Annotated in this window: 24 protein-coding genes; 19 read left to right on the forward strand and 5 right to left on the reverse strand. The window is 70.3% G+C overall.

The annotated features are described in order from the left end of the window. Both IEZ31_RS57375 and IEZ31_RS44200 read left to right on the forward strand, forming a co-directional pair. Positions 1–213 (forward strand): YciI family protein (locus tag IEZ31_RS57375; RefSeq protein ID WP_229836768.1); only part of this gene is annotated, 213 nt, incomplete at its 5' end. A 15-nt stretch (positions 214–228) separates the two neighbouring features. Continuing rightward, complete coding sequence (locus tag IEZ31_RS44200) at positions 229–1464, forward strand: RNA polymerase sigma factor (protein ID WP_444542479.1); 1236 nt, start codon at positions 229–231, stop codon at positions 1462–1464. Positions 1465–1468: 4 nt separating this feature from the next. Here IEZ31_RS44200 and IEZ31_RS44205 read toward each other — a convergent pair whose 3' ends face one another. Both IEZ31_RS44205 and IEZ31_RS44210 read right to left on the reverse strand, forming a co-directional pair. Next, a complete protein-coding gene (locus IEZ31_RS44205; protein ID WP_229836770.1) occupies positions 1469–2278 on the reverse strand; it encodes an alpha/beta hydrolase family protein in 810 nt (269 codons plus the stop codon). Between the two features lie 50 nt (positions 2279–2328). After that, positions 2329–3258 (reverse strand): MucR family transcriptional regulator, encoded by a 930-nt coding sequence (locus IEZ31_RS44210; RefSeq protein ID WP_190256181.1) that lies wholly within the window; start codon positions 3256–3258, stop codon positions 2329–2331. A gap of 57 nt (positions 3259–3315) precedes the next feature. Between IEZ31_RS44210 and IEZ31_RS44215 the strand changes: the two genes are divergently transcribed. From IEZ31_RS44215 to IEZ31_RS44265, 11 genes are all read left to right on the forward strand, one after another. Then, positions 3316–3834 (forward strand): PadR family transcriptional regulator, encoded by a 519-nt coding sequence (locus tag IEZ31_RS44215; RefSeq protein ID WP_229836772.1) that lies wholly within the window; start codon positions 3316–3318, stop codon positions 3832–3834. A gap of 259 nt (positions 3835–4093) precedes the next feature. Then, positions 4094–5146, forward strand: coding sequence for a PstS family phosphate ABC transporter substrate-binding protein (locus IEZ31_RS44220; protein ID WP_190256134.1), 1053 nt, complete (start codon positions 4094–4096; stop codon positions 5144–5146). A 35-nt stretch (positions 5147–5181) separates the two neighbouring features. Continuing rightward, entirely contained in the window at positions 5182–6900 is a 1719-nt protein-coding gene (locus IEZ31_RS44225) for an Ig-like domain-containing protein (protein ID WP_190256135.1), read from the forward strand. A gap of 104 nt (positions 6901–7004) precedes the next feature. Continuing rightward, positions 7005–8102, forward strand: a complete 1098-nt coding sequence (locus IEZ31_RS44230) for a WxL protein peptidoglycan domain-containing protein (protein ID WP_190256136.1) — start codon at positions 7005–7007, stop codon at positions 8100–8102. After that, positions 8099–8869 (forward strand): LPXTG cell wall anchor domain-containing protein, encoded by a 771-nt coding sequence (locus IEZ31_RS44235; RefSeq protein ID WP_190256137.1) that lies wholly within the window; start codon positions 8099–8101, stop codon positions 8867–8869. Before IEZ31_RS44230 ends, IEZ31_RS44235 begins: the two co-directional genes overlap by 4 nt. Before the next feature lie 20 nt (positions 8870–8889). Next, a complete protein-coding gene (locus tag IEZ31_RS44240; protein ID WP_229836792.1) occupies positions 8890–9711 on the forward strand; it encodes a phosphate ABC transporter ATP-binding protein in 822 nt (273 codons plus the stop codon). Continuing rightward, on the forward strand, positions 9708–10703 hold the full coding sequence (pstC, locus tag IEZ31_RS44245; protein WP_190256139.1) for a phosphate ABC transporter permease subunit PstC: 996 nt from the start codon (positions 9708–9710) through the stop codon (positions 10701–10703). The genes IEZ31_RS44240 and pstC overlap by 4 nt, the downstream gene beginning before the upstream one ends. A 10-nt stretch (positions 10704–10713) precedes the next feature. Further along, positions 10714–11847 (forward strand): phosphate ABC transporter permease PstA, encoded by a 1134-nt coding sequence (gene pstA / locus IEZ31_RS44250; protein WP_229836773.1) that lies wholly within the window; start codon positions 10714–10716, stop codon positions 11845–11847. A gap of 15 nt (positions 11848–11862) precedes the next feature. Then, complete coding sequence (locus tag IEZ31_RS58400) at positions 11863–13569, forward strand: substrate-binding domain-containing protein (protein ID WP_268241747.1); 1707 nt, start codon at positions 11863–11865, stop codon at positions 13567–13569. Continuing rightward, positions 13566–16340: a hypothetical protein gene (locus tag IEZ31_RS44260; RefSeq protein ID WP_190256140.1), complete on the forward strand. Its 2775-nt coding sequence runs from the start codon at positions 13566–13568 to the stop codon at positions 16338–16340. The genes IEZ31_RS58400 and IEZ31_RS44260 overlap by 4 nt, the downstream gene beginning before the upstream one ends. After that, positions 16337–17263: a sortase domain-containing protein gene (locus IEZ31_RS44265; RefSeq protein WP_190256141.1), complete on the forward strand. Its 927-nt coding sequence runs from the start codon at positions 16337–16339 to the stop codon at positions 17261–17263. Before IEZ31_RS44260 ends, IEZ31_RS44265 begins: the two co-directional genes overlap by 4 nt. Before the next feature lie 4 nt (positions 17264–17267). On the opposite strand, the gene IEZ31_RS44270 is transcribed toward IEZ31_RS44265, so the two are convergent. Further along, a complete protein-coding gene (locus IEZ31_RS44270) occupies positions 17268–17570 on the reverse strand; it encodes an MTH1187 family thiamine-binding protein (RefSeq protein WP_190256142.1) in 303 nt (100 codons plus the stop codon). A gap of 85 nt (positions 17571–17655) precedes the next feature. Between IEZ31_RS44270 and IEZ31_RS44275 the strand changes: the two genes are divergently transcribed. From IEZ31_RS44275 to IEZ31_RS57390, 5 genes are all read left to right on the forward strand, one after another. Next, positions 17656–17994 (forward strand): VOC family protein, encoded by a 339-nt coding sequence (locus IEZ31_RS44275; protein ID WP_190256143.1) that lies wholly within the window; start codon positions 17656–17658, stop codon positions 17992–17994. Positions 17995–18011: 17 nt separating this feature from the next. Beyond that, the gene (locus tag IEZ31_RS44280; RefSeq protein ID WP_190256178.1) at positions 18012–20366 is read left to right on the forward strand and encodes an ATP-binding cassette domain-containing protein; all 2355 of its coding nucleotides are present in this window, start codon (positions 18012–18014) and stop codon (positions 20364–20366) included. A gap of 263 nt (positions 20367–20629) precedes the next feature. After that, on the forward strand, positions 20630–21016 hold the full coding sequence (locus IEZ31_RS44285; RefSeq protein ID WP_229836775.1) for a CBS domain-containing protein: 387 nt from the start codon (positions 20630–20632) through the stop codon (positions 21014–21016). Then, positions 21013–21597, forward strand: coding sequence for a DUF3987 domain-containing protein (locus IEZ31_RS57385; protein WP_268241748.1), 585 nt, complete (start codon positions 21013–21015; stop codon positions 21595–21597). The genes IEZ31_RS44285 and IEZ31_RS57385 overlap by 4 nt, the downstream gene beginning before the upstream one ends. A 36-nt stretch (positions 21598–21633) precedes the next feature. Beyond that, positions 21634–21864 (forward strand): DUF3987 domain-containing protein, encoded by a 231-nt coding sequence (locus IEZ31_RS57390; RefSeq protein ID WP_229836781.1) that lies wholly within the window; start codon positions 21634–21636, stop codon positions 21862–21864. Between the two features lie 206 nt (positions 21865–22070). Here the strand turns inward: IEZ31_RS57390 and IEZ31_RS44295 are convergent, their stop codons facing one another. After that, a complete protein-coding gene (locus IEZ31_RS44295; RefSeq protein WP_190256145.1) occupies positions 22071–22988 on the reverse strand; it encodes a hypothetical protein in 918 nt (305 codons plus the stop codon). Positions 22989–23724: 736 nt separating this feature from the next. On the opposite strand from IEZ31_RS44295, the gene IEZ31_RS44300 reads away from it, so the two are divergent. Then, a complete protein-coding gene (locus tag IEZ31_RS44300) occupies positions 23725–24312 on the forward strand; it encodes a dihydrofolate reductase family protein (protein WP_229836784.1) in 588 nt (195 codons plus the stop codon). A 200-nt stretch (positions 24313–24512) separates the two neighbouring features. Here IEZ31_RS44300 and IEZ31_RS44305 read toward each other — a convergent pair whose 3' ends face one another. Continuing rightward, entirely contained in the window at positions 24513–25520 is a 1008-nt protein-coding gene (locus IEZ31_RS44305) for an RNA polymerase subunit sigma-70 (protein WP_190256146.1), read from the reverse strand. Between the last annotated feature and the right edge of the window lie 96 nt (positions 25521–25616).

A 25616-nucleotide genomic window follows, 5' to 3' on the forward strand; every position in this document is an offset into this window, starting at 1 on the left:
ACCCACCCGTCGGCCGGCGCGCAGACGATCACCGTGAAGAACGGCCAGACCACCGTGGTCGACGGGCCCTTCGCCGAGGCGAAGGAGGTCATCGGCGGCTTCGGCATCCTGCAGGTCCGCGACGAGGCCGAGGCGATCGAGTGGGGCCGCCGGTTCGCGTCGATGTTCGACGAGGTGGCGGTCGAGGTTCGCCGGGTCTCCGAGTTCGAGTGACGTCTAGTGTTTGGGATCGTGGATCCCAAACAAGCGGTTGAGGCCGTCTGGCGGATCGAGGCGGGCCGGGTCATCGCCGGCCTGGCCCGCCTCATCGGCGACGTCGGGCAGGCCGAGGAGCTGGCGCAGGACGCGCTGGTCGCGGCGCTGGAGCAGTGGCCGGCCGAGGGCGTGCCGCGCAACCCCGGCGCCTGGCTCATGACCACGGCCAAGCGCCGCGCCATCGACCAGATCCGCCGGCGCGAGCGCTTCGAGCGCAACCTGCCCGACCTCGTGCATCCCGCGGAGGCCGACACGTCCGACTTCGACGCGGTCCTCGAGGATGAGCCGATCGAGGACGACCTGCTGCGGCTCATCTTCACGGCCTGCCACCCGGTGCTGTCGCCGGAGGCCCGCGTGGCGCTGACCCTGCGGATGCTCGGCGGCCTGTCGACGGTCGAGATCGCCCGCGCCTTCCTGGTGCCGGACGCGACGGTCGGCCAGCGGATCAGCCGCGCGAAGAAGACCCTCGCCGACGCGCACGTGCCGTTCGAGCTGCCGGTCGGCGAGGACCGGGCCGCCCGGCTGGCCTCCGTGCTGGAGGTCATCTACCTGATCTTCAACGAGGGGTATTCGGCGACCGCCGGCGACGACTGGATGCGCCCCGCACTCTGCGAGGAGGCGATGCGGCTGGGCCGCGTCCTGGCCGGCCTCATGCCCGGCGAGGCCGAGGTCCACGGCCTGGTCGCGCTGCTGGAGATCCAGGCGTCCCGCAGCGCCGCCCGCACCGGCCCCTCCGGCGAGCCGATCGTCCTGCTGGAGCAGGACCGCGGCCGCTGGGACCGGCTGCTCATCCGGCGGGGCCTCGACGCGCTGGCGAAGGCGGAGGCGCTGGGCGGCGGGACCTACACGCTGCAGGCGGCGATCGCGGCGTGCCACGCCCGCGCGCGGACCGCCGCGGAGACGGACTGGGCGCGGATCTCCCTGTTGTACCGGGAGCTGTCCGCCGTCGCGCCGTCCCCGATCGTCGAGCTGAACCGCGCCGTCGCCGTGTCGATGGCGGACGGCCCGGCGGCCGGCCTGTCGGTGCTCGACCCGCTGGCGGAGGAGCCGTCGCTGCGCAACTACCACCTGCTGCCGAGCGTGCGCGCCGACTTCCTGCTCCGGCTGGGCCGCCCGGCCGAGGCCCGCGCGGAGTTCGAGCGCGCGGCCTCGATGACCCGCAACGAGCGGGAACGCTCGCTGCTCCTCGCCCGCGCCGCGTCCTGCTGACGGCTCAGAGGTTGCGGTCCAGGAAGTCCACGACCGCTCGGGTGAGCGCCAGACGGTGACCGGACAGGACGTGGTCGTCGGGGAGGACGACGTGCTCGGCGCCCTGGTACGCGGCCACGAGCGGTTCGTGGTGCAGCGCCGGCGGGGCGACGGTGTCGTCGGCGGCCGCGACCAGCAGCACCGGGCGGTTCGCGAGCCGCGGCCCGAGGCCGGCGAGCGCGAACGCGTCGGCGTTCGTCTCGGCCTCCGCCAGGAGCTGCCCCGCGCTCGTGCCGCGCAGCGGCAGCAGGTCCTCGCCGAACATCGTCCGCAGCGCCTCCCGGGCGGCCGGGTCGGCCAGCCCTCGTCGCGCGGCCCCGCCGAAGTCGAAGCCGGCGATGGAGACGACCGCCCGGACCGCGGGATCGCCGGCCGCGGTGTGCAGGGCGGCGAACCCGCCGAGGCTGTGCCCGACGACGGCGACGCGGCCCGGGTCGAGGTCCTCCGTGGGTGGCTTCTCGCGCACGATCCGGGTGACGTGGGCGGCGTCGGCGAGCACGGTGCGCCAGCCGTACGCGCCGCCCACGCCCCACGAGCCGCGGTAGTGGAAGACGAGCGTCGCGTACCCGGCCCGGCGCAGCGCCTGCGCGAGGTCGAAGTTGCGCTCGTTGCCGGGGAAGCCGTGCAGCAGCACGACCACCGGGTGCGGCCCGGGGCCGGCGGGCACGTGCAGGACCCCGAGCAGCGTCTCTCCGTGGCTCTCCAGCCGGACTTCGGGCGTCCGCGCGGGCGGCAGGAGAGCGGGATCGGGGTCAGCCATCCAGCGGTCGATCACGGCCTCAAGGCTAGTGGGGCCGTCGACAGCACGACGGGCCACGCCCTGGCTCAGGACGCGTAGCGGCGCAGGGTCGTCGTCGCCAGGCCCGACTCGGCGGCCAGCGCCGACCAGGTGGCGCCCCCGGCGCGGCGGGCCGCGACCCAGTCCGCGATGGAGTCGTGGCCGACGGTGGCGGCGGCGGCCCGGCGGCGCAACTCGGCGCCGGCCCGCTTGCCGGCGTGGGCCAGCATCGGGATGCCGTGGTGGGCCAGGGCCGCGACCACGGTCGTCCGCGACACGCCGGCCTCGGCGGCGATCGCCGCGACCGTGCGGTGCCGGGCGAGGTGGGCGTCGCGCAGGTAGCCGGCGACCGAGTCGTGGCCGGCCGCCCGGGCCGCCGGCCCCAGCCGCACGTCCGTGTGGTGCGGCTTGGGCGCCGGGGCGTGCCGGGCCACCCAGTCCTTGTGCAGGCCGGCCTCGCGGCTCACCGCGGCCATGCTCATCCCGCTCGCCAGGCGGTCGGCGACGTACTCGGCGAAGGTCGGGAAGCCGAACCGGGCCGCGGCCGACGCCTCGGTGCGCGCCCGTTGCCGCTCGGCCCGGCGGCGGTTGCCCGCGGCCCGGGCCGCCGGGTCGACCGTGGCGAGGGCGGCGAGAGTCTTCGCGAGCCGCTCCGCGGGGTGGGCCCGGCCGCGGGCCGCCCGCGCGGCCGCCGCCGTCAGCGTGCCGTCGCCGGCCCGGCCGCGGGCCGCGCGCTGGGCCTCACGGATCACCGGCTCCACCGCGCGGCGGGCGGTCAGGGCGGCCGCGCGACGCTTGCGGGTCGCCTCGCCGCTGAGCGGGTTGCCGATCTCCAGGCCGAACGCCTCGATGTACTGCGCCTTGGTCCATCCGTGGTGCCGCAGATGACTCGCCACGGACAGGAACCACCGCCCGCACAGGTGGCAGCAGACGCGGTCGCCGTCCACCAGCAGCTGCCCCACCGGCGCAAAGTCCACGACCATACCTCCAGTAGTCACAGTGAGACTACTGGAGCACGCAGTACGCTGCCAACCGTGCCGTCGTTGTCGCTGGCCGAGTGGATCGTGCTCACCCTCGTCGACGAGGCGCCGACGCACGGCTTCGCCGTCGCGGCGCTCACCGGCGACGGCGGGACCGTCGGGCGGGTGTGGCACGTCCCGCGGCCGGTGGTGTACCGCAGCCTCGACCGTCTCGGCGCGTTCGAGCTCGTCCGCGTCGAGGCCACCGAGGCCGGCAGCCGCGGGCCGCAGCGCTCGATCCTCACCACGACACCGGCCGGCGCCGGGGCGGTGTCGGACTGGCTGGGCCGGCCCGTCGAGCACGTGCGCGACCTGCGCTCCGAGTTCCTGGTGAAGCTCGCCCTGCTGGACCGCCGCGGCCGCGGCACCGCGGACCTCGTCGCCCGCCAGCGCGAGGTGGTCGCGCCGCTCGGCCGGGCGCTGGAGCGGCGGCAGGCCACGGCGAGCGGATTCGACCGGGTGCTCGCCGCTTGGCGCAGCGAGAACGTGCTCGCCGCGCTACGTTTTCTCGACGCCGTCGATACGCATTCATAGCAATTCGGTGAAACGCATTCTTGGAATGACCGGATAGGTCCGGTCCGGACCTGCTGTTTACCTGCTGCATGTCCGGCGTAAGCGTTCGAAATCCCGTTCGGCCATGCGCTCATCGGAGGCTCGGTTTCCTCGTATGCGCTGGTCAGAGGGCCGATAGACGATTCATTCGTCGTTCATTGACCTACTACTCGGCGGTGGTTCTGCACTGCCAGGGTCGCCAACGCATCCAACTGTGGGTGCAAGGCGGAAAGGTCAGCGAATGCGAACCATCAGCAAGGTCGGGCTGGGGGTGGCGGGAGTAGCGGTGCTCCTGTTCGCCCAGGCCACGCCCGCGGGCGCGGATGCCGCCGCGCAGGGTGCCGACATCGTTGGCGTCGGCTCCGACACCATCCAGTACGCCGCCGACTTCCTGGCGGACGGCGACTACCTGGGCAACCCCGGCTTCAACGCCGCGGGCGCCCGCATGTTCAGCTTCGACGCGACCGGTGACGCCCGGGGCACGCTCACCACGGGTGCGACCGTGGTGCTGCGGGGCGGCAACTTCCCGGTCGTGCGGCCGAACGGTTCCGGCGGTGGTCTGACGTACTTCACGCAGACCGACACCGGCGCGAACCACAAGGTCCAGTTCGTCCGTAGCTCCCGCAAGCCCAGCAAGACCGAGAACGACCGCGCGGTCGCCCTCGGCTGGGGCGGCCTGCGCTGCTACCAGATGGGCCTCGACGGTCTGAAGATCGCCACCTCCAAGCTGGTGGCGTCGAACGCGGGCACCGGTGGCATCAGCGCCGCCGACCTCAAGAAGATCTACAGCAGCCCCCCGCAGATCACCACCTGGGGCCAGGTCACCGGCTACAACGGCCCCAACCCCGGCGCGACGATCGTCCCGATCCTGCCGCCGGCCACCTCGGGCACCGAGCAGTTCTTCATCGCGCAGCTCGGCCTGACCGAGGCCCAGGTCCGCACCACGGCTGAGGGCCTGGTCCGGGCCGAGGAGCACGACCCGGCGCCGGTCCAGAGCAACGCGAACGCCATCGCGCCGTTCTCGACCGCCCGTCTGGTCATGATCCACAACGGTTACTTCAACAACGGCACCGCGCAGGACCCGATCAACCTGCTCTCCGGTGGCCAGGCGTTCGACGTGACGCGGCCGGTGTACTTCATCGTCCGCAACAGCGAGATCAACACCTCCTGGAACCGGGCGCTGTTCGCTCCGGGCGGCTTCCTCTCGCAGTCCTTCCTGGCGCAGCCGCTGGTCGAGGACGCGGCCGGCTTCACGTACCAGTACGCCGACGCCGGTATCTGCAACACGCCCTGACGCCAGCTCCACACACCAATGAAAGGGAGTTCCCGTTGAAGATTCGCTCCAGGTCCCTGATGGTCTCGGCGGCCGCTCTGGTCGTCGCGGCCGGCGTGCTGGCGGGGGGAGGTGTCGCGAACGCTGCGGTGACGCCCGGCTTCGAGCCGGACCCCAACGCGATCGGGCACATCACCCTGTACAACGCCAGCGGCGCCGTCATCACCGGCGGTAGCCTCAGCACCGTCCCGTTCGCGGCCTACGCTTCGGCGTCGGGCCCGGGTCGTTCGGGGGACACCAGGGCCTTCATCCGGGTTGCGACCCCGAAGGCGGCCACCCCGACCGACCAGTTCGTGTCGGCGGTCGTCACCAACACCACCAACTACCCGAACACCAACGCTCCGGCGCCGCTCAACACGTCGACGAACCCGCTCGTCTCCGCGACGACGGGCCAGTCGCTGGCGGCGTACATCGCGGCGAACCCGAACACCGAGACGGCTCCGGCTCTCGCGAACATCTACCAGGTTCGCCTGATCACGACCGCCCCGGGTCAGTCGCCCGATGTGAACTACTTCCGTGTCGACATCCAGGTGGACACCGCTGCCGGCACGTGGACCGTGGTCCACCCGGCGTCGGCCACGCCCACCACGACCACGCTGACGGCCAGCCCGTCCAGCCCGGTCAACAGCGGCACGGCGGTCACCCTGACCGCGAAGGTGACCCCGACCGGCACCGCCGGCTCGGTCCACTTCTTCGACGGGGCGACCGACCTCGGCGCCGGCACCTACAACGCGGCCACGGGGACGGCGACGTTCCCCGCCACCCCGTCGGTGGGCAGCCACTCGTACACCGCGCAGTTCACGCCGAGTGACACCTCCGCCTTCAACGGTTCCACCTCCACGGCGCTGCCCTTCACCGTGAACGCCCCGGGCACGCCGACCACGACCCAGCTGTCGGCGAACCCGCCGAGCGGCACCGCGGCCGGTTCCGGCGGCACGCTCGACGTGACCCTCACGGCGAACGTCGCCCCGGTCGGCACCGCCGGCTCGGTCGAGTTCTTCGACGGTTCCACCAGCCTCGGCCAGGGCACCTACGACGCCGCCACCGGCACGGCGACGCTCGTCAAGACCCTCGCCACCGGCAACCACCTGCTCGTCGCCACGTTCACGCCGAGCGTCAACGGCTTCCAGTCGTCGACGTCCTCGATCGTGAACTACGCGGTGGTGGGCGCGAACTCGGCGGCCGTGCCGCTCGAGGCGCAGAACAACACTGAGCCGTTCGCCGGTGCCCTGGTCCTCCAGGTCGCCGCGGGCACCAAGGTTCAGCTGACCCAGATTCCGGTGACCGACCCGAACGGCCACCCGGCCCTGGCGACCGACCCCACGGGTCACCGCCACGCCTGGGTGTTCACGGGCTCGCTGACCGGCGTCTCGGTGAACGACACCCGGCCGACCCAGGACGGCTGGACCCTCAACGGGCAGGCCGCGGACTTCCACAACGGCTCGACCGTGGTCCCCGCGTCCTACCTCGGCTGGGTCCCGGCGGCCGCCGGCGGCGACGCCGAGGGCACCGTGTCGGCCGGCCCGACGGTCGACTCCAAGCTCAAGACGGAGTCGAGCAACGGTCTCGGCGTGAGCAGCCAGTTCGCGAAGGCCGCTCCCGGCAACGGTCTGGGCACCAAGGACCTCACCTCCTCGCTGGAGCTGCGGATCCCGGACACCAGCCCGACCGGCCTGTACACCAGCACCCTCACGCTGACCCTGGTCAGCCCCTGACGGTGAACAACTGAAGACAGCTCAGGTCGGTCCGGGGCTTCCCGGGCCGGCCTGAGCCGTCGCCCTTTCAGACGACGACGACAGACGACGGACGGATGCTGAACATGAGACGCCTCGTATCGCTGCTCCTGGCGGTCGCCGCCGGGGTGCTGCTGGCCCCCGCGGCCGCGCACGCCGAGCCCGCCGACGACGGCAACCGAGCCTGGTCGGTGCGGCCGGGAAGCCCCGAGGGCAAGCCCGACCGGCGCACCCACTACACGCTGCAGGGCACGCCCGGCGCCAGCGTGGAGGAGAAGGTCCTCGTCACCAACAGCAGCAAGGTCGCGGCGTCGTTCGTCATCTACGGCACCGACGCGTTCAACACCAGCACCGGCGCCTTCGACCTGCTGCCGGCCGCGCAGAAGCCGATCGACATCGGTTCCTGGATCAAGTTCGGCGCGGCCACGGTCACCATCGAGGCCGGTGCGACGGCGGTGGTGCCGTTCAGCATCGCGGTACCGCAGAACGCCACACCCGGCGACCACGCCGGCGGCGTCGTGGTCTCGCTCGCCACGGGCACCGACGTCAAGGTCGACACGCGGGTGGCGGTGCGGGTGTACTTGAGGATTGCCGGGCTGCTCAGCCCGAGCCTCACCCCCAAGGATGTCGATGCCGAGTACACCGGCGTCAGCAACCCGTTCGGCTCCGGCAAGGTCGCCGTCTCCTACACGGTCGAGAACACCGGCAACATCCGCCTGCAGAGCCGCGCGAAGCTCGTGGTGAAGTCCGCGGCGACGGGCATCACCCTTGCCGAGAAGAAGCTGACCGACCTTCCCGAGCTGCTTCCCGGTCAGCACGTACCGCACCGCGCCGAGGTCGACGGCGTCTTCCCGGCCGGTCCGCTGACCGTCCGCATCGAGCTGGAGCCGTTCCCCGACCCCGAGCAGCCGGTCGGCCAGGCCGTCCCGAAGACCGAGAGCCACACGATCATCTGGGCGTGGCCCTGGCTGCTGCTGCTCGCGTTCCTGATCCTGCTCGGCGGTGCCGGCTTCCTGGTGCGCCGGCAGCTGATCCGCCGCCGGCTGGCCAAGGCCCAGGCCGAGGCGCTGGCCCGCAAGCGCGCCCGCAAGGAGGCCAAGAAGGCCGAGGCCGCCGGAGCCAAGCCGGAGGACAAGGCCGAGGACAAGGCCGAGGCCGGCGCCGGGGCCGGAGCGAGCGCATGAGGTTCATGAGAGCAGCGGCCGCGGTGGCCATGGTGGCGGCGCTCGCCACCACCGGCGCGTGCGGCAAGGACGACGAGCCCGTGCCCTACACCGACTCCCGCTCGGCCGGCGTGATCGCCCTCTACGGCCGGGACGGCAACATCGTCACGCAGGGGAAGGTGTCGGACAAGCCGTTCGTCGCCAAGGCGGTCGGCCACGTCAAGGCGGCGCCGCCCTACGACGGCGAGGGCCGCAAGGCGACCCTGCTCGGCTTCCTGCCCCGCCACGGCACCGACCCGACGCAGTGGAACGGCCGCTTCCTGACCGGCGCGAGCACCTACGAGGACCCGGCCCGCCCGACGGTGATCGCGCCGCCCGAGGCCGGCTCGCTCGCCGAGTTCCTCGAGGTCTACCCGACCCAGTGGAACGGCCTGGTCCAGCTGCGCATCTTCCTCGGGGTGCCCGGCGAGGGGACGCTGACCTCCAGCTACGCGACGGCCGACATCAAGGTCACCGGCGACACCTGGAAGCTCGTGCGCGGCGCCACCACCGAGGCGATCGGGGAGCAGCCCCGCGACATCCACCCGGTCGGCGTGCGGGAGACCGGCGTGCCGATCAGCGTCGAGGTGAGCGGCAGCCCGCACCCGTCGCCCAGCCCGTCCAACGGCGCCCCGCTGCCGCGGACCGGCACCGACGTCATGACGATCGCCGGCGCGGGCCTCGCGCTCGTCGCGGTCGGCGCCATCGCGGTCGCCCTCGGGCGCCGCCGCCGGAAGGTGACCTCATGAGCACCGCACCCACGCAGGAGATGTACTTCCAGCCGCCGCCGCCGCCGCCCCCGCCGCGGCACGCGTCCCTGGCCACGCTGGAGGCGCGGGCCATCTCGGCCTGGTTCGGCCAGCGCAAGGTGCTCGACCGGGTGTCGCTCACCATGCAGCCGGGCAGGGTCACCGCGCTCATCGGCCCCTCGGGCTGCGGCAAGTCGACGTTCCTGCGGATCCTCAACCGGATGCACGAACTGGTGCCCTCGGCCCAGCTCGCCGGCGAGGTGCTGCTCGACGGCGTGGACATCTACGACACCGGCCGCCGGCTCACCGAGGCCCGCCGCCAGATCGGCATGGTGTTCCAGAAGCCGAACCCGTTCCCGACGATGAGCATCTACGACAACGTGGTCGCCGGGCTGAAGCTCACCGGCACCAACGTGCGCAAGTCGGAGAAGGACGCGCTCGTCGAGGAGTGTCTGATCAAGGCCGGCCTGTGGCGCGAGGTCAGCGACCGGCTCAAGTCGCCGGGCGGCGCGCTGTCCGGCGGCCAGCAGCAGCGGTTGTGCATCGCCCGCTCGCTGGCGGTGCGGCCGCGCGTGCTGCTCATGGACGAGCCGTGCTCGGCGCTCGACCCGACCTCGACCCGCGTCATCGAGCAGACGATCGCCGAGCTTGCCCACGAGGTGACGATCGTCATCGTCACGCACAACATGCAGCAGGCCCACCGGGTGTCCCAGCAGTGCGCGTTCTTCCTGGCCGAGCACGGCACGCCCGGTGCCATCGTGGAGAGCGGCGACACCGAGCAGATGTTCGGCGCGCCGCGCGACCAGCGCACGTCCGACTACGTCAACGGCCGGTTCGGATGAGCGCGCCCGAGCTCCAGGACGAGGTACCGCGATCGCTCGCGTCGGTCGGGTCGCTCGCCGACCGCGTCTTCCGGCACACCGCGCGCGGCGTCGGCGTGTTCATCCTGGTGGTCTTCGGCTCGATCGGCGTGTTCCTGGCCCTGCAGGCGCTGCCGACGCTGCGCCGCTACGGCGCGGCGTTCTTCACCGAGAACGAGTGGCTGCCGGAGCGCGACCAGGTCGGCATGTCCGCCGTGCTCCTCGGCACCCTGCTCGTCGGCGTCATCGCGATGCTCACCGCGTTCCCGCTGGCGCTGGCCTCGGCGCTGTACATCACCGAGTTCGCGCCGAACGCGATCCGCAAGACGCTCGTCGCGATGGTCGACCTGATGGCCGCCGTGCCGAGCATCATCTACGGCCTGTGGGGCTTCTGGCTGCTGCAGCCGCAGCTGGTGCCGGTCGCGCACTGGATCCACCAGAACCTCGGCTGGATCCCGCTGTTCGAGGCCAGCACCGACCCGGACGCGCCCGCGTACGCCCAGTCCGTCTACACCGGTTCGGCGTTCATCGCCGGCCTGGTCGTCGCCATGATGGTCATCCCGATCAGCTGCGCGGTCATGCGTGACGTGTTCGCCCAGGCGCCCGTCGGCGAGCGGGAGGCGGCCCTGGCGCTCGGCGCGACCCGGTGGGGCATGATCCGCACGGTCGTGCTGCCGTTCGGGCGGGGCGGCATCGTCGGCGGCACCATGCTCGGTCTCGGCCGGGCGCTCGGCGAGACGGTCGCCGTGCTGCTCATCATCTCGGTCGCGTTCGAGATCAAGATCCGCATCCTGGAGAACGGCACGATCACGGTCTCCTCGCTCATCGCCAACCGCTTCGGCGAGGCGACGGCGGCGCAGCTGTCGGCCCTGCTCACCGCGGGCTTCGTCCTGTTCGTCATCACGGTGATCGTCAACACGATCGCCGCGATCATCGTCAGCCGCAGCCGCAGCGGCGCCGCGACCGAGATCTGAGGGCCGAGCCGTGACCGTGACCGCACCACCACCCGTCCGCACCGGGCCGCCCGGGCCGCCCGGACCGCCCGGGCCACCCCGGCCGCCCAAGCCGGAGCAGCCCGCCGTCGTCGAGCGGCCGCGGCGGCTGCGCGGCCGGACCCTCGACGACAAGCTCAGCTTCGCCGGCGCCACCCTGGCCTCGCTCGCCCTGACCTGGGTCGGCTACGGCAAGATCCTGCCGTTCTACGGCTTCATCGGCTTCGTCATCGTGTGGTACGTCGTCTTCCTCCTCATGTATGCGACGGTCACCGCGCTGTCCAGCCCGCGGCCGGTCGTCGTCGACCGGGTGGCGTCGGCGATGGTGCACGCCGGCGCGATCGTGGTCGGCATCGCGCTGCTCTCGACCGTGCTGTACACCTTCTTCCGCGGCTTCCTGGTGACCCTGCACCTGAACTTCTTCACAGCGGACATGGCCGGTGTGCGGCCGCAGGCGCCGCTGAGCGAGGGCGGCATCAAGCACGCGATCATCGGCACGGCCATCGAGATCGCGATCGCCGTCGTCATCTCGCTGCCGCTCGGCATCGCCACCGCCGTGTACATGGTGGAGGTCGGCGGGAAGCTGGCCCGGGTGGTGCGCACCGTCGTCGAGGCGATGACCGCGATCCCGGACATCCTCGCCGGCCTGTTCGTCTACACCACCGTCATCATCGCGCTCGGCTGGGAGAAGTCCGGCTTCGCGGCCGCGCTCGCGATCGGGGTCACCATGCTGCCGATCATCGCCCGCGCCGCCGACGTGGTGCTGCGGGTGGTCCCGGGCGGCCTGCGCGAGGCCGGCCTGGCCCTCGGCGCCTCGCAGTGGCAGGTGATCCGGCACGTCGTGCTGCCGACCGCCCGCCCGGGCCTGGCGACCGCGCTCATCCTGGGCGTCGCCCGTGGCATCGGCGAGACCGCGCCGGTGCTCATCGTCTCGGGCGCCTCGACGTTCACGAACCTCAACCCGTTCGAGTACACGATGAACTCGCTGCCGCTGTACATCTTCATCGCTGTCCGAAGTGGACAGCCGGGCTACATCGACCGCGGGTTCGGCGCCGCCGTCGTCCTGCTGACCCTGGTGCTGCTCCTGTTCGCCGTGACCCGCTGGCTCTCCCGGCCCCGGGTCTGACACCGAGGATCTATCGTGAAGCGAATTCCCCCCAGGCCGGCACGGGCCGCGATCGTGGCCGTGCTCGCGATCGTCGCATCCCTGGTCGCGCCGGCCACCCCGGCCGCGGCCGCCGTCGGTCACGCCCGCATCACCGGCACCGGTTCGTCCTGGAGCGCGAACGCGCTCAACCAGTGGGTCGCCGACGTGCAGAAGCAGGGCATGCAGGTCGACTTCACCCCGACCGGTTCGGCGACGGGTCGTAAGGACTTCGCGGCGCTCGCGAACGACTTCGCCATCTCCGACATCGGCTTCCGGGGCACCGACCCGAAGACCGGCCAGAAGGACGACTCGCAGGGGCGCCCCTACGCGTACCTCCCGATCGTCGCCGGCGGCACGTCGTTCGTCTACCAGGTCCGCGTCGGCGGCCAGTTGGTGCGCAACCTGCGGCTGTCCGGCGAGACGCTGGCGAAGATCTTCCTCGGCAAGATCACGAACTGGAGCGACCCGGCGATCACCGCCGACAACAACGGGCGCAAGCTGCCGTCGCTGCAGATCCTCGTCGTCGTGCACTCCGAGGGCTCCGGCTCGACCGCCCAGTTCACCTCGTACCTGGCCAAGCAGTACCCGGCGCTGTGGCGGGAGTACAACGGCTCCGCGGAGTTCACGGAGTACTTCCCGACCACCCCGGCGGGCGGCGGCAAGTTCGGCGGCCAGAACGGCAAGATCATCGCCCAGAACGGCTCGGACGGTGTGATCAACCAGGTCACCGCCGGCTCCAGCAACGGCGCCATCGGCTACGACGAGTACTCCTACGCTCTCGGCGCCAACTACCCGGTCGTCAAGCTGGAGAACTCGGCCGGCTACTTCACCGCGCCGACCGACTTCAACGTCGCCGTCGCCCTGACCCGGGCCGAGATCAACAAGGTCAAGGACGACCCCGACTGCGGCAAGGACGGCAAGCCCCTCTGCCAGTACCTGCTGCAGAAGCTGGACAGCGTCTACGTCAACCCGGACAAGCGGACCTATCCGATGTCGTCCTACTCGTACCTCATCCTGCCGACCGGCAAGGATGCGGAGGACGCCCGGCTGACGAGCGAGAAACGCCAGACCCTCGTCGACTTCATGTCGTACTCCATCTGCGCCGGGCAGAGCTCGATGGGCGTCGCCGGCTACTCGCCCCTGCCGATCAACCTCGTGCAGGCCGGCTTCGAGCAGCTGCAGAAGCTGGTCGAGGCCGACCCGAAGGTGACCCTGGCCGCCAAGCCGGTCAACACCTGCAACAACCCGACCTTCATCGCCGGCCAGCCGGAGAAGAACCACCTCGCCGAGATCGCGCCCAACCCGCCGGAGTGCGACAAGCGCGGCAACGGCCCGTGCGCCAACCCCGGCACCAACCCCGGCAACAACGGTGGTGGCGGCGGCGGTGGCGGCGGTGGCGGCGGGGGAGGCGGCGGTGGCGGCGGTGGTGGTGGCGGCGGGGGCACCAACCCCAGCGGCTCGGCCGCCCCGGGCGCGGTGATCGACCCCGACACCGGCGAGGTGATCAGCGGCGGCAACGGCGGCGGCACCGGCGGTGGCGGCGACGCCAACGCGGTAGGCGTGCCGAACGACCTCGCGGCCTTCCAGACCGGCAAGCACATGAAGGTCCTCGGGCCGACGGCCGCGGTGCTGCTCCTGCTCATCGTCTTCGCACCCGCGCTGCTGGGCCGGTGGCTGCGCCGCCGGCGGGAGGACTCATGAAGCGCAAACGGGTCGCCGGCCTGTTCGTCCTGCTGGTCAGCCTCGGCGTCATCCTGCCCGGCTCCGGGGTCTACCCGGCGCCGACGGGCGAGCCCGAACCCGAGTTCACCGCCACCAAGTCGATGACCCGTGCGCACCTGCGCGCGGACGGCACCGACGAGGTCGTGGACCAGAAGAACGTGACGGTCACGGTCAGCCAGATCAGCAACCTGCGCAACAACCAGCAGGTCCGGGTCCGGTGGACCGGGGCCCACCCGACGCACGCCACGGGCGAGAACCCGAACACGGTCACCGCGTACCTGCAGGAGTACCCGGTCGTCGTGATGCAGTGCCGAGGCGTCGACACCGCGCAGAACCCGCTCACGCCGGAGACCTGCTGGACGCAGAGCATCGACCAGCGGCGCTTCACCTCGTACCTGTTCACGCAGTTCCCGCCGTGGCGGATGGACCGGTACGAGACCGCCGCGAACCGCAAGTCGCTCGTCGGCGTGCCGAGCGACCTGCCGAAGACCTGCGACCAGTCGACCATCAACCCGCCGTCGCGCTTCGTGCCCTTCCGCGGCCCGGCCCCCGGCAACATCGTCTACAACCCGCTGCAGACCCGGGAGAACGTCACCTGCGGCCCGGTGCTCGCCCCCGACATGGTCAACGTCGAGGACAAGGACGCGCCGCCCGCCAACACGACCTTCGGGGCGACCAACCACGACGGCGAGGGCTTGGCCAAGTTCGTCGTGCAGACCAACGAGCACAACCCCTCGATGAGCTGCTCGATGACCACCCTGTGCTCGCTCGTCGTCATTCCGATCATGGGGATCAGCTGCGACCCCACCGCGGCGGCCCTTCCGCCCGAGGACCGGCCCACGCCGGCCGACCTGAAGTTCGGCGAGCCCACGTGCCGCGGCGCCGGGAAGCTCCCGGAGAACACCCGGATCCCGATCAACGACATCTTCCAGGTCGACGCGGCGGTCACCGGCACGATGTGGTGGAGCGCATCCAACTGGCGCAACCGGATCAGCGTGCCGATCACGTTCGGCCCGCCGGCGAACCTGTGCGAGCAGGCCGGCTCGTCGCTGCCGCTCGACATCTTCGGCTCGGAGATGCTGGTGCAGGCCACCGACCAGTGGTCGACCGCATTCTGCACCGACCCGAGCCGGTTCAAGTTCCGGCACGTCCGCCTCAACGAGCCGCAGGCGAAGGCGGCCCTGGTCGCCAGCGGCGCGCAGGGCGCGTTCGCGAGCCTGCCACCCGACGAGCCGTATCCGATACCCGTGGTGAGCTCACCGGTCGCGATCACAGGGTTCGCGATCAGCTACCTCATCGACGACGACAAGGGCAACGAGTACACCGACCTCAAGCTGACACCGAGGCTCCTGGCGAAGCTGCTGACCCAGTCCTACCCCACGCGGAGCGGCCTGCGCACCGCCTGGGGCAAGGCGAGCGGCCAGTACGAGGGCTACAAGGCGCTGGCGAAGAACCCGCTCGCCATCACCCAGGACCCGGAGTTCCGGGCGCTGAACCCGGCCGTCCCCGACGCCATCGAGAACTTCCTCACCTCCTCGACCGTGCTGGCGCTGTCGGCCAACTCCGACGTCATGTGGTCGCTGTCGGCGTACATCGACGCGGACCCGGAGGCGCGAGCCTGGCTGGACGGTGAGAAGGACCCGTGGGACATGGTCGTCAACCCCAACTACAAGGGGATCGACCTGCCGCTGTCCAGCTGGCCGCTGCTAGACAACTTCGTCTCCGCGGACTTCTCGTCGTACGGCGGCTGCCCGGACATGACCGACGAGCTCGCGGCGTCGCTGACCCCGATTCCCTACCTGCCGCTCGTGGCCTCGCCGGTGGCGAGCCTGGCCAACATCTCGCAGCGCGTGCAGTACGCGCTGTCCAACGCCCACGTCAACTGCACCGTGCTGTACAACAAGTTCAACATCCCGATGGGCGTCAACCTGGGCGCCTGGGGGCGGCAGTCCCATCCGCGCTTCATGCTCGGCGTGACGACGCTGGCCGATGCGGCGTTCCTCCAGCTGAACACGGCCGCGCTGCAGTCGTACTCGTCGGTGCCGCGCACGGAGAAGATCACGAACCGCGACGGTCGCACGTTCGTCGAGCCCACCGACGACTCGATGAAGGCCGCGATGAAGTTCGTGAAGGCCGACGCCACCACGAACACGTGGCGGATGCAGTACGACAAGCTCGTCACCGCCGACGCGGCCGGGGCGTACCCCGGGACGATGCCGGTCTACGCGGTGGTCCCGACGGCGAACCTCGCCGGCGAGAACGGCAAGAAGCTCGCCCAGTTGCTGCGCTTCGCGGCCGACGAGGGGCAGTCGCCCGGCCTCGGCAGCGGCCAGCTGCCGCCCGGGTACCTGCCGATGACCGACGCCAACGGGTTCGGGGACTTCCGCGCCTACGCACTGCGCGCCGCCGACGCGGTCGCCGCGCAGACCGGGCAGGTGCCGCTGGTGGTGCCGGCCGCGCCCGCGGCCACCACGTCGCCGCCCGCGCCCCCGCCGCCGGCTTCCAACGGTGGCGGTTCCAGCCCGACCACGTCGGCGCTGCCCGAAACCGGCTCGCGCCCGTCCGGCTCGGCCTCCCCGTCGCCGTCCGCGGCCGCGGTGCCGCAGTCGGCCGGCTTCACCGCGCTGCTGTCGTCGGGGCTGGCCGCGTGGGCGCTGCCGATCGCGGCGCTGATCGCGCTGTCGACGTTCCTGATCGGCTCGGTCACCCGGGCCGTGACCTTCGTCGTGACCTGGTGGAAGGCGACATGACGGCGACTGTTGTCGATCTGGATGACGACCTCGACGATGATGACGACGACGAACTGGATGAGCCGGTCGTCCTGACCAAGCCGCCCGTTCCCCCCGCCGTCACGATCACCGTCCGGTCGCTGATGACGCTGGCCATCGTGTCCGGCTGGCTCGTCATCTACACCCTCGGCGTGAGCTCGGTGCAGCAGTCCCGCACGCAGCAGCAGCTCTACAACGGCTTCCGGGAGAAGGTCGCCCTGGCCACCGCGCCGCTGGGCGGCGACATCCCGGCGGGCACGCCCGTGGCGCTGCTGGAGGCGCCCTCGATCGGGCTGCGCCAGGTCGTCGTCGAGGGCACCTCGTCGGGCGTCATGCGCGACGGCCCGGGCCACCGGCGGGACACGGCGCTGCCCGGGCAGCCGGGCACGTCGGTGATCTACGGCCACGCGGCCGCGTTCGGCGGCCCGTTCCGCCAGATCACGTCGCTGAAGGAGGGCGACAAGATCACGATCACCACCGGCATGGGCATCTTCCAGTACGAGGTGCAGGGCGTGCGCCGGGCCAACGCCCCGCTGCCGGCCCGGCTGGCCTCGGGCGGCTCCCGCCTGACCATGGCCACGGCCGAGGCGGACGGCTGGCGCTCCGGGTGGGCTCCCACGAACGTCGTGTACGTCGACGCCGTGCTCAAGGGGGAGACGACCCTCGGCCCGCCGGGCCGCCCGACCTCGGTCCCGGTCGCCGAGCGGGCCATGCAGGCGGATCCGGATGCTCTGGTACCGCTGGTGTTCTGGCTCCAGGCGTCGCTCGCCGTGACGCTCGGGCTGACCTGGGCGCGGGTCCGCTGGGGCGGCCTGCAGACGTGGTTCGTCGGCCTGCCGGTCCTGCTGGCCTGCCTGTGGGGCACGGTGGAAACGCTGGCCGAGTTCCTCCCGAACCTGGTGTAGCCGCTCAGTCCGCGAGGTGGCGCTCGACGCTGGCAACCTTGGCGTCGAGCGCCCCGGTGACCCCCTCGCGCCAGTCGACCTTGATGACGGTGCTGGTCCGGGGCGCCTTTGCCTGCACGGCCGCGACCGCCGCCCGTACCACTCCCATCACCTCGTCCCAGGACTCACCCTCGACCGACGTGAACATGGCATCGGTCCGGTTGGGCAGCCCCGAGGCCCGGACGACCCGCACGGCCTCGGCCACGAGCGCGCCGACGTCTTCCCCGACGCCGAGCGGCGTCACACTGAATGCGACAAGCACCGACATATCGCCGAGCCTACCCGCGCCCCATTCGTGAACCGATCAGGATTCGAGAAGCATCGGCCGTCGTGGCTCACTTAGAGTAACGGTCATGGAGATCAAGACCGTACTGCATCCCGTGTCCGACCTCGAGGCCGCCAAGAGGGTCTACACCGCGCTCCTGGGCGCCGAGCCCACGGCCGACAGCGCCTACTACGTCGGCTACGACGTCGGCGGCCAGCACATCGGGCTGGTGCCGAGCGGCGGCCCGCAGGGCATGACCTCGCCGGTCGCGTACTGGCACGTGACCGACATCGAGGCCAAACTGGCCGAGGTGACCGCCGCGGGCGGGGCCGTGAAGGAGGCCGCGCACGAGGTCGGCCCCGGGCGCCAGGTGGCGACCGTCACCGACCCCGACGGCAACGTGCTGGGTCTGCTGCAGGACAAGTGATTCTGGTGGGGGACACGATGAGCCAGGCGTTCGATCGCGGCGATGTCATCCGCGTGCAGGGCGCACGGGAGAACAATCTCAAGGACGTCAGCGTCGAGATCCCGAAACGCCGGCTCACCGTGTTCACCGGCGTGTCCGGCTCGGGCAAGAGCTCGCTGGTGTTCGACACGATCGCCGCCGAGTCACAGCGGATGATCAACGAGACGTACAGCGCCTTCGTGCAGGGCTTCATGCCGACGCTGGCCCGGCCCGACGTCGACCTGCTCGACGGGCTGACCACGGCGATCATCATCGACCAGGAGCGGATGGGCGCCGACCCGCGCTCCACGGTCGGCACCGCCACCGACGCCAACGCGATGCTGCGGATCATCTTCAGCCGGCTCGGGCAGCCGCACGTCGGCCCGCCGAACGCGTTCTCCTTCAACGTGGCCTCGGTCCGGGCCAGCGGTGCGATCACCGTGGAGCGCGGTGGTGGGCAAACCGTGCGCAAGACGTTCACGCGCGCCGGCGGCATGTGCCCGCGCTGCGAGGGCCGGGGCCAGGTCACCGACCTCGACCTCACCCAGCTGTTCGACGACTCCAAGTCGATCCTTGAGGGCGCGATCACCATCCCCGGCTGGAAGGCCGACAGCTTCTGGACGACGCAGGTGTACGTCGAGTCGGGCTTCGTCGACCCGAACAAGCCGATCCGCAAGTACACCAAGAAGGAGATGCGGGACTTCCTGTACCACGAGCCGGTCAAGGTGAAGGTCCAGGGCGTCAACCTGACGTACGAGGGCCTGATCCCGAAGATCCAGAAGTCCATGCTCTCCAAGGACGTCGAGGCCATGCAGCCGCACATCCGCGCCTTCGTGGAGCGCGCGGTGACGTTCCAGACCTGCCCCGAGTGCGACGGCAGCCGGCTCAGCGAGGCGGCCCGGTCGTCGCGCATCGACGGCATCAGCATCGCCGACGCGTGCGCGATGCAGATCAGCGACCTGGCCGACTGGATCCGCGACCTGGAGGAGCCGACGGTGGCGCCGCTCCTGGGCACGCTCCAGCACACGCTCGACTCCTTCGTGGAGATCGGGCTGGGGTACCTCTCGCTGGACCGCCCGGCCGGGACGCTCTCCGGCGGCGAGGCCCAGCGCACCAAGCTGATCCGCCACCTGGGCTCGTCCCTGACCGACGTGACGTACGTCTTCGACGAGCCGACGATCGGCCTGCACCCGCACGACATCCAGCGCATGAACCAGCTGCTGCTCCGCCTGCGCGACCGCTGCAACACGGTCCTGGTCGTGGAGCACAAGCCGGAGACGATCGCGATCGCCGACCACGTGGTGGACCTGGGCCCGGGCGCCGGCATCGGGGGCGGCACGGTCTGCTTCGAGGGCACGGTGGAGGGCCTGCGGGCGAGCGACACGATCACGGGCCGCCACCTGGGCGACCGAGCTACATTGAAGCCTTCCGTACGGTCGTCGACGGGCGCCCTGGAGATCCGCGGCGCGACCAAGCACAACCTGCGCGACGTGGACGTCGACATCCCACTGGGCGTGCTGGTCGTGGTGACGGGCGTGGCCGGCTCGGGCAAGAGCAGCCTGATCCACGGCTCGGTGGCGGGCCGCGAGGGCGTGGTCCTGGTGGACCAGACGCCGATCAAGGGCTCCCGCCGCAGCAACCCGGCAACGTACACGGGCCTGCTGGACCCGATCCGCAAGGCCTTCGCGAAGGCGAACGGCGTGAAGCCGGCGCTGTTCAGCGCCAACTCGGAGGGCGCCTGCCCCAACTGCAACGGCGCGGGCGTGATCTACACGGACCTGGCGATGATGGCGGGCGTGGCGACGGTCTGCGAGGAGTGCGAGGGCAAACGCTTCGAGCCGTCCGTGCTGAACTATCGCCTGGGCGGCAGGGACATCAGCGAGGTCCTGGCCATGCCGGTGGCGGAGGCGGCCGACTTCTTCGCGGAGGGCGAGGCGCGTACCCCCGCGGCCCACACGATCCTGTCCCGGATGTCGGACGTGGGCCTGGGCTACCTGACCCTGGGTCAGCCCCTGACCACGCTGTCGGGCGGCGAGCGCCAGCGCCTGAAGCTGGCCACGCACATGGCCGAGAAGGGCGGGGTGTACGTCCTGGACGAGCCCACGACGGGCCTCCACCTGGCGGACGTGGAACACCTCCTGGGCCTGCTGGACCGCCTGGTCGACACGGGCAAGTCGGTCATCGTGATCGAACACCACCAGGCCGTGATGGCCCACGCCGACTGGATCATCGATCTGGGCCCAGGCGCCGGCCACGACGGCGGCCAGGTGGTCTTCGAGGGCACCCCGGCCGCCCTGGTTGGGGCTCGCTCCACGCTGACGGGCCAGCACCTGGCCGACTACGTGGCCTCCTGAGCGGCGGTCGCGCGGTCGGTGGCCGGCCGTGCCTGACCTCGCCCGGACGTACCAGGGCCGCTTGGCGATGCTGTCGATCGGCCGTCGAGCCACCTGACGCGCCGCCCTGGTCTGGTGAGACTTGGCCGAACCACGACGGCGTCGTCGTCCACGACCCTCTACGCTGGAATTCTGGAGCACGTGTCATTCGCGCCCACGGTCGCCGGGAGGGCCAGATGCGCATCAGCGACGTACTTCGCGTCAAAGGCGGACAGGTCGTCACGGTGACCCCTGACAGCGACGTGCGGCACCTGCTCAGCGTCCTGGCAGAGCACCGGATAGGCGCCGTGGTCGTCTCACAGAACGGCACCTCGGTCGACGGCATCGTCAGCGAGCGCGACGTCGTCCGGGCGTTGGCCGAGCGGGGTCCGGCGGTGCTGTCCGACCCGGTCACGGCAATCCACACGGCCCGGGTGCACACACTCACGCCGGACACCCACCTCCAGGACGTCATGCGGATCATGACCGAGCAGCGGGTCCGACACGTGCCCGTGATGGTGGACGGCAGCCTGTGCGGGATCGTCAGCATCGGCGACGTGGTGAAGAACCGCATCGATGAGCTCGAAACCGAGCGGTCCGCACTGACCAACTACATCTCGGGCACCCGCTGAGAGCCGCCCCGCCGGCACGTCGAGCAAGCCTCGAACCATCCGGTGCGGCTCGCGCCACAACAGCGAACACACCGGCTGCGGACGCGGCCGGCGCGAGCATGAACGCCGATGGCATCACGGTGCCGGTCCTGCCGCGCTTGGTCGCCGACGACGTCACCAGCGAGCAGGCCGCGTCTCTTTTCGCCGAGCAGGGCGGCCGGCTGGCCGTGCTGTCGGCGGAAGGTGGCATCTTCGCCACTCTTGCCGGCCGCTACAGCGGTACGCCCAACCTTGAGGTGTTCCTCAAGGGCCATGCCGGCGACATGCTGCGCGTCGACCGGCGCTCCCGCCCGGCCGAGCACGTCGTCCGGCCCGCGCTGATGCTCGGCCTGGCGGTACAGCCCGAGGTGCCGCGCGACATCGCGCCGTACCGGAGAACACGGTCGGCCGCCGCCGCCGCATCGGCACTGATCCCGTCCCTCCTGTGGCCGCGGATACGTACGCCGCCAACCTCGGCGCCCTGGTCGAGGCACTCGACGGCTGGCCGATCCCGCCGTGATGCCGTCGACCGCCGCCGTGAATGCTCGGGTGCTCGACCCTGAGCGTGACGTCGAGCCGCGCCTCGGCCCGACCGGTGCATGGGCGTACATCGTCGACCGGTCTGCAAGTACACCGGCGCCGTCGTCCGCCTCGCCGGCCTGCTCCACCTCGCCACGCATGGCAGCGACGGCTGCACGTGTTCCGTGGACGCCGAGACGGTCGACCGGCCGCCGCGCTCGGCCTGCCCGCCCGAACTGACCGCGCTCCACATCCGCGAGTTCGGCACCAGCGCGGACGGCCGGATCTTCGTCGGTGAACGCAACGGCTAGGAGATGCCGAAGCTAACGATCGTGCACACATGGAAGCGAGCACGCGAGGAGGTATTCACGGACGACGTCCTAGCCTCGCCGCTCGCGAAGCGTCCTTACGACCTGCGTCACGCTGCCGTGTCGACGTGGCTTAATGGGGGAGTGCCACCAACGCGGGTCGCCGAGTGCCGAGTGGGCAGGTCAGTCGGATCGTCACTTCTAGAGGCTCACGTCAAGCCAGCGAGCCAGCGTTCGAGGGCTTCCGGAACCGTATTTTCGATGTCAAGCAGGTCGAATTGCTCTCGAAGTGTCCCGATGATGTCGGCGCGGAGATTCCTGAATCCTTTATCGGCCAGCAGTAGAGTCGGCCTATTCAGGGCCCGCATGAAGCCGTATTCGAGTGCAACATTAGGATTGAACTCATCTGCTGCGCGGTCCTCAAGGATGGCAACTCCCTTACCGCAGCAGAGCATGTACACGCACACGTTGTTCCAGAGATTGCGGTCTGGCATGTACATCTTGTCATCTGCTCGGACCGGATTGAGGTCCTTGCCGCGAAGTGTTTGGCGGATGGTTGCGTCCAGCGTTGCAAGGAACTTGTTGGCAGGGTCGAACCGTGTCATCAGGAAGACGTTGTCCTCGTAACGGGGATGATCCCTGAAGAAGCGCTCGCATTCTTTGGAGAGGAACTCGTATCCGGGTGGAATCATGAAGTTGCCCACCAAATCAAATCCCCGGATGTAGTGGAGTTGGCGATTGATGGCGTAATTGAGTTGGATGTCAAGCGCAAGCCGTGCGGACATCGGCCACTGGTCCCGCTCCTCCGGGGCATCTCTCCTGGTCTCCTCAGGAATCAGGCAGGCCCAGTCCTGGGGACGGATATTGAGGTCGGCATAGATCCTTTGGATGATTTCCAATGTCTGTTCCGGATTCAAGGGATCGCCGCTGATTCTCGGAGTCTCATCGGGCCATGGCAGTGCGTCGCTCCCGCTACTTATCGCTGGGGGTGCGCTTGTTGCCGGACGGTCGTGAAAGAGGAAGAGTCGAGTCGATTCCGTAGCTTGAAAGATCCTGGCCTCAAAGTTCGCGATTGCTGGCCAACGGTGTAGGTCATTGCGATAGTGCTGCTCGATCGCGCCCCGCATGAAGCCCGTCAGCGTAAAGGCCCAATCCAAGTTGAAATGAGGTCGAACCACAGTATCCTCCGCGCTTCGGTCAGTCCGTGGGTCTCAACCGGTTCGTGGGTGGTGGGGTTGCGCCGATGCGAGTGCCATCACGTCTACGCTCGTCCCATGATCTTCTCTTGCGGGCAAGTTGTCCCGTCGACTCGCATCTTCGGCTCGGCCTACATGTCAAAGTTGGGAACGTCTTGGGAAACGGGTAGCCGATCAAGGCCGCTCAGAGCCAGCTATAGCCGTAGACAACGGTGAAGCCCTGGACGGCGCTCTCGCTGCTCCAGGGCTTCGTTTGTCCTGCTGGACCGTCGTTCGGTCGGTGGTGCCCCCGGCTAGAGACAAACCTGCACGGCTTGACCGTGACGTTGCCTGGGTTGAGCTGCGCCGATGCGCGGGCTGACCTCGTGTTCGAGCTGCCAAGGCGGTTGCAGGTTGGCGGTTCCGAACGGTGCTTCGTGCGCTGACGGCCGGCCCGTTGCCGGCGCTCGCACCATGCCCTCCGTGTCGGCCAGGACGCATCAGATCCTGCGGGAGAGTTGTCGGAGTGCCCGCATGTCGGATCGGCGTACGTCTCATGACCGTCTTCGTCGATGCGGTTGGCTGGCCACGTCTGCGCGGTGACCTTGTGCCTGCCAGCAGCGCGCACCGATGAGGTTTTCGCGCAGCGCCCGTCTGTACGTATGAGATCGACTTACGAGAGGCTGGCATGATGCGGAAACTGACCTTCGGCATGAATGTGACCCTGGACGGCTACATCGCCGCGCCCGGCGACGACCTCGGCTGGAGTGGCGGTGAGGGACCGGACTCGTCGCCGAGCGACGAGCTGTTCCAGTGGTGGTCCGACCGGGTGGGGGCGACGGGCCTGGCGCTGTATGGGCGCAAGCTGTGGGAGGCGATGAGTTCCCACTGGCCGACCGCCGACCAGCAGCCCGGCGCCACGAAGGCGGAAATCGAGTACGCCCGCCGCTGGCGGGACATGCCGAAGGTGGTGTTCTCCTCGACGACCAGCACGGTCGACTGGAACACCCGCCTGGTCACCGGCGACGCGGTCACCGAGATTACCCGGCTCAAGGCAGCGGACGCCGGCCCGATGGACATCGGCGGCGCGACGCTCGCCGGGGCGGCCATGCGGGCCGGGCTGATCGACGAGTACCTGCTGGTCACCGTGCCGGTCCTGGTGGGCGGCGGCACGCCGTTCTTCACCGCGCTGGACAGCTGGGTGAACCTGAACCTCGTGGAGACGCGGACATTTCCCGGCGGCGTCGTGCTGACCCGATACGAGACGAGGCGATGAGCACGGGCCAGTTGCTCGGTTCGTGAGGCCGGGCCGAATTCCTTCCTGACGTTCTTCGGGCATCACGATGCCCCGCCGGCGGGGCGGTGGTGTTCACGTTGTCGCGTTGGCGTTCAGTTGGTCGGGGTGCTCATTCCGCGGTGACTTCGGTGACGCCGGCCCGTGGCCGCTGGACTCGTCGACGACGGGGACCTGTCTGATCACAGTGTCGGGGGCAGGTCCAGCCATGGTTTGTCGGTGGCGTCGAATCCGGTGAGCTCGGCGATCTTCCCGTCGACGATGTGCAGGACCGCGATGTTGAACAACCGGTACTCCGGGTCGTCAGGGGTGCGGAGGTACAGCGCGGCGGCGGGCATGCGGTTGACCGTCGTGGCGATACAGCGCCAGTCGTCGTAGCCGGGCTGGAAGAGCCCACCGGAGACCCAGCCGTCCACCGCGTCCTTGGCCGTGATGACCGAGGTGCCCGCCTCGGGCAGCATCACGAAGCGCAGGTCGTCGCGCAGCAGGGACATCAGCCCGTCGAGGTCATTGCGCTCATGGGCGTCGATGTACGACTTCACCACGCCGCGCTCGTCATTCGACAGCTCGTGGGCGGCGGGGCTCCGCCAGTCGAGGCGGCGGCCGGGCAGCCGCTCGCGCATCGTCACGCGCGCCCGCTGCAGCGCGCTGGTCACCGATGCGATGGTCAGATCGAGGGCGTCGGCGGCCTTCGACGCCGGCCAGCCGACGACGTCGCGCAGGATGAACACCGCCCGCTGCCGCGGCGGCAGATGCTGGACGGCGACGATGAACGCCAGCTCGATCGTCTCCCGCGCCACCACCGATTCCTGCGGGTCCTCGGGGAGCATCCGGTCGGGGTACGGCTGCAGGTACAGCACCTCGGAGCTGGAGTCCGACAGCCCGGACGGTACGGGTGTACGGTCGTTGCGCTTCTCCAGGAAGTCAAGGCAGACGTTCGTCGCGATCCGGTACAGCCAGGTCCGCAGCGCAGCGTGGCCCTTGAACGACTCCCGCTTGTTCCACGCTCGCAGGAACGTCTCCTGCGTCATGTCCTGGGCGTCCTCGTAGTTCGCAAGCATCCGGTAGCAGTGCACCTGCAGCTCACGCCGGTGGCGCTCCGTGATGAGCGCAAACCGCGCCGTATCGCCTGAGCGAACCACCGCGATGAACGAGGCCTCGTCAGCGCCCAGCGGTCTAGCGTCGGTCATGGTCACCAATCCTTCCACCGGTGCGAGCGGGCTACCAGAACCGACGACGTGGCGGAAGAATTCTGATCGGTGAAGCCGCTGACACCACGCCATCGT

The organism is Dactylosporangium sucinum (assembly GCF_014647515.1).
GTDB lineage: Bacteria > Actinomycetota > Actinomycetes > Mycobacteriales > Micromonosporaceae > Dactylosporangium > Dactylosporangium sucinum.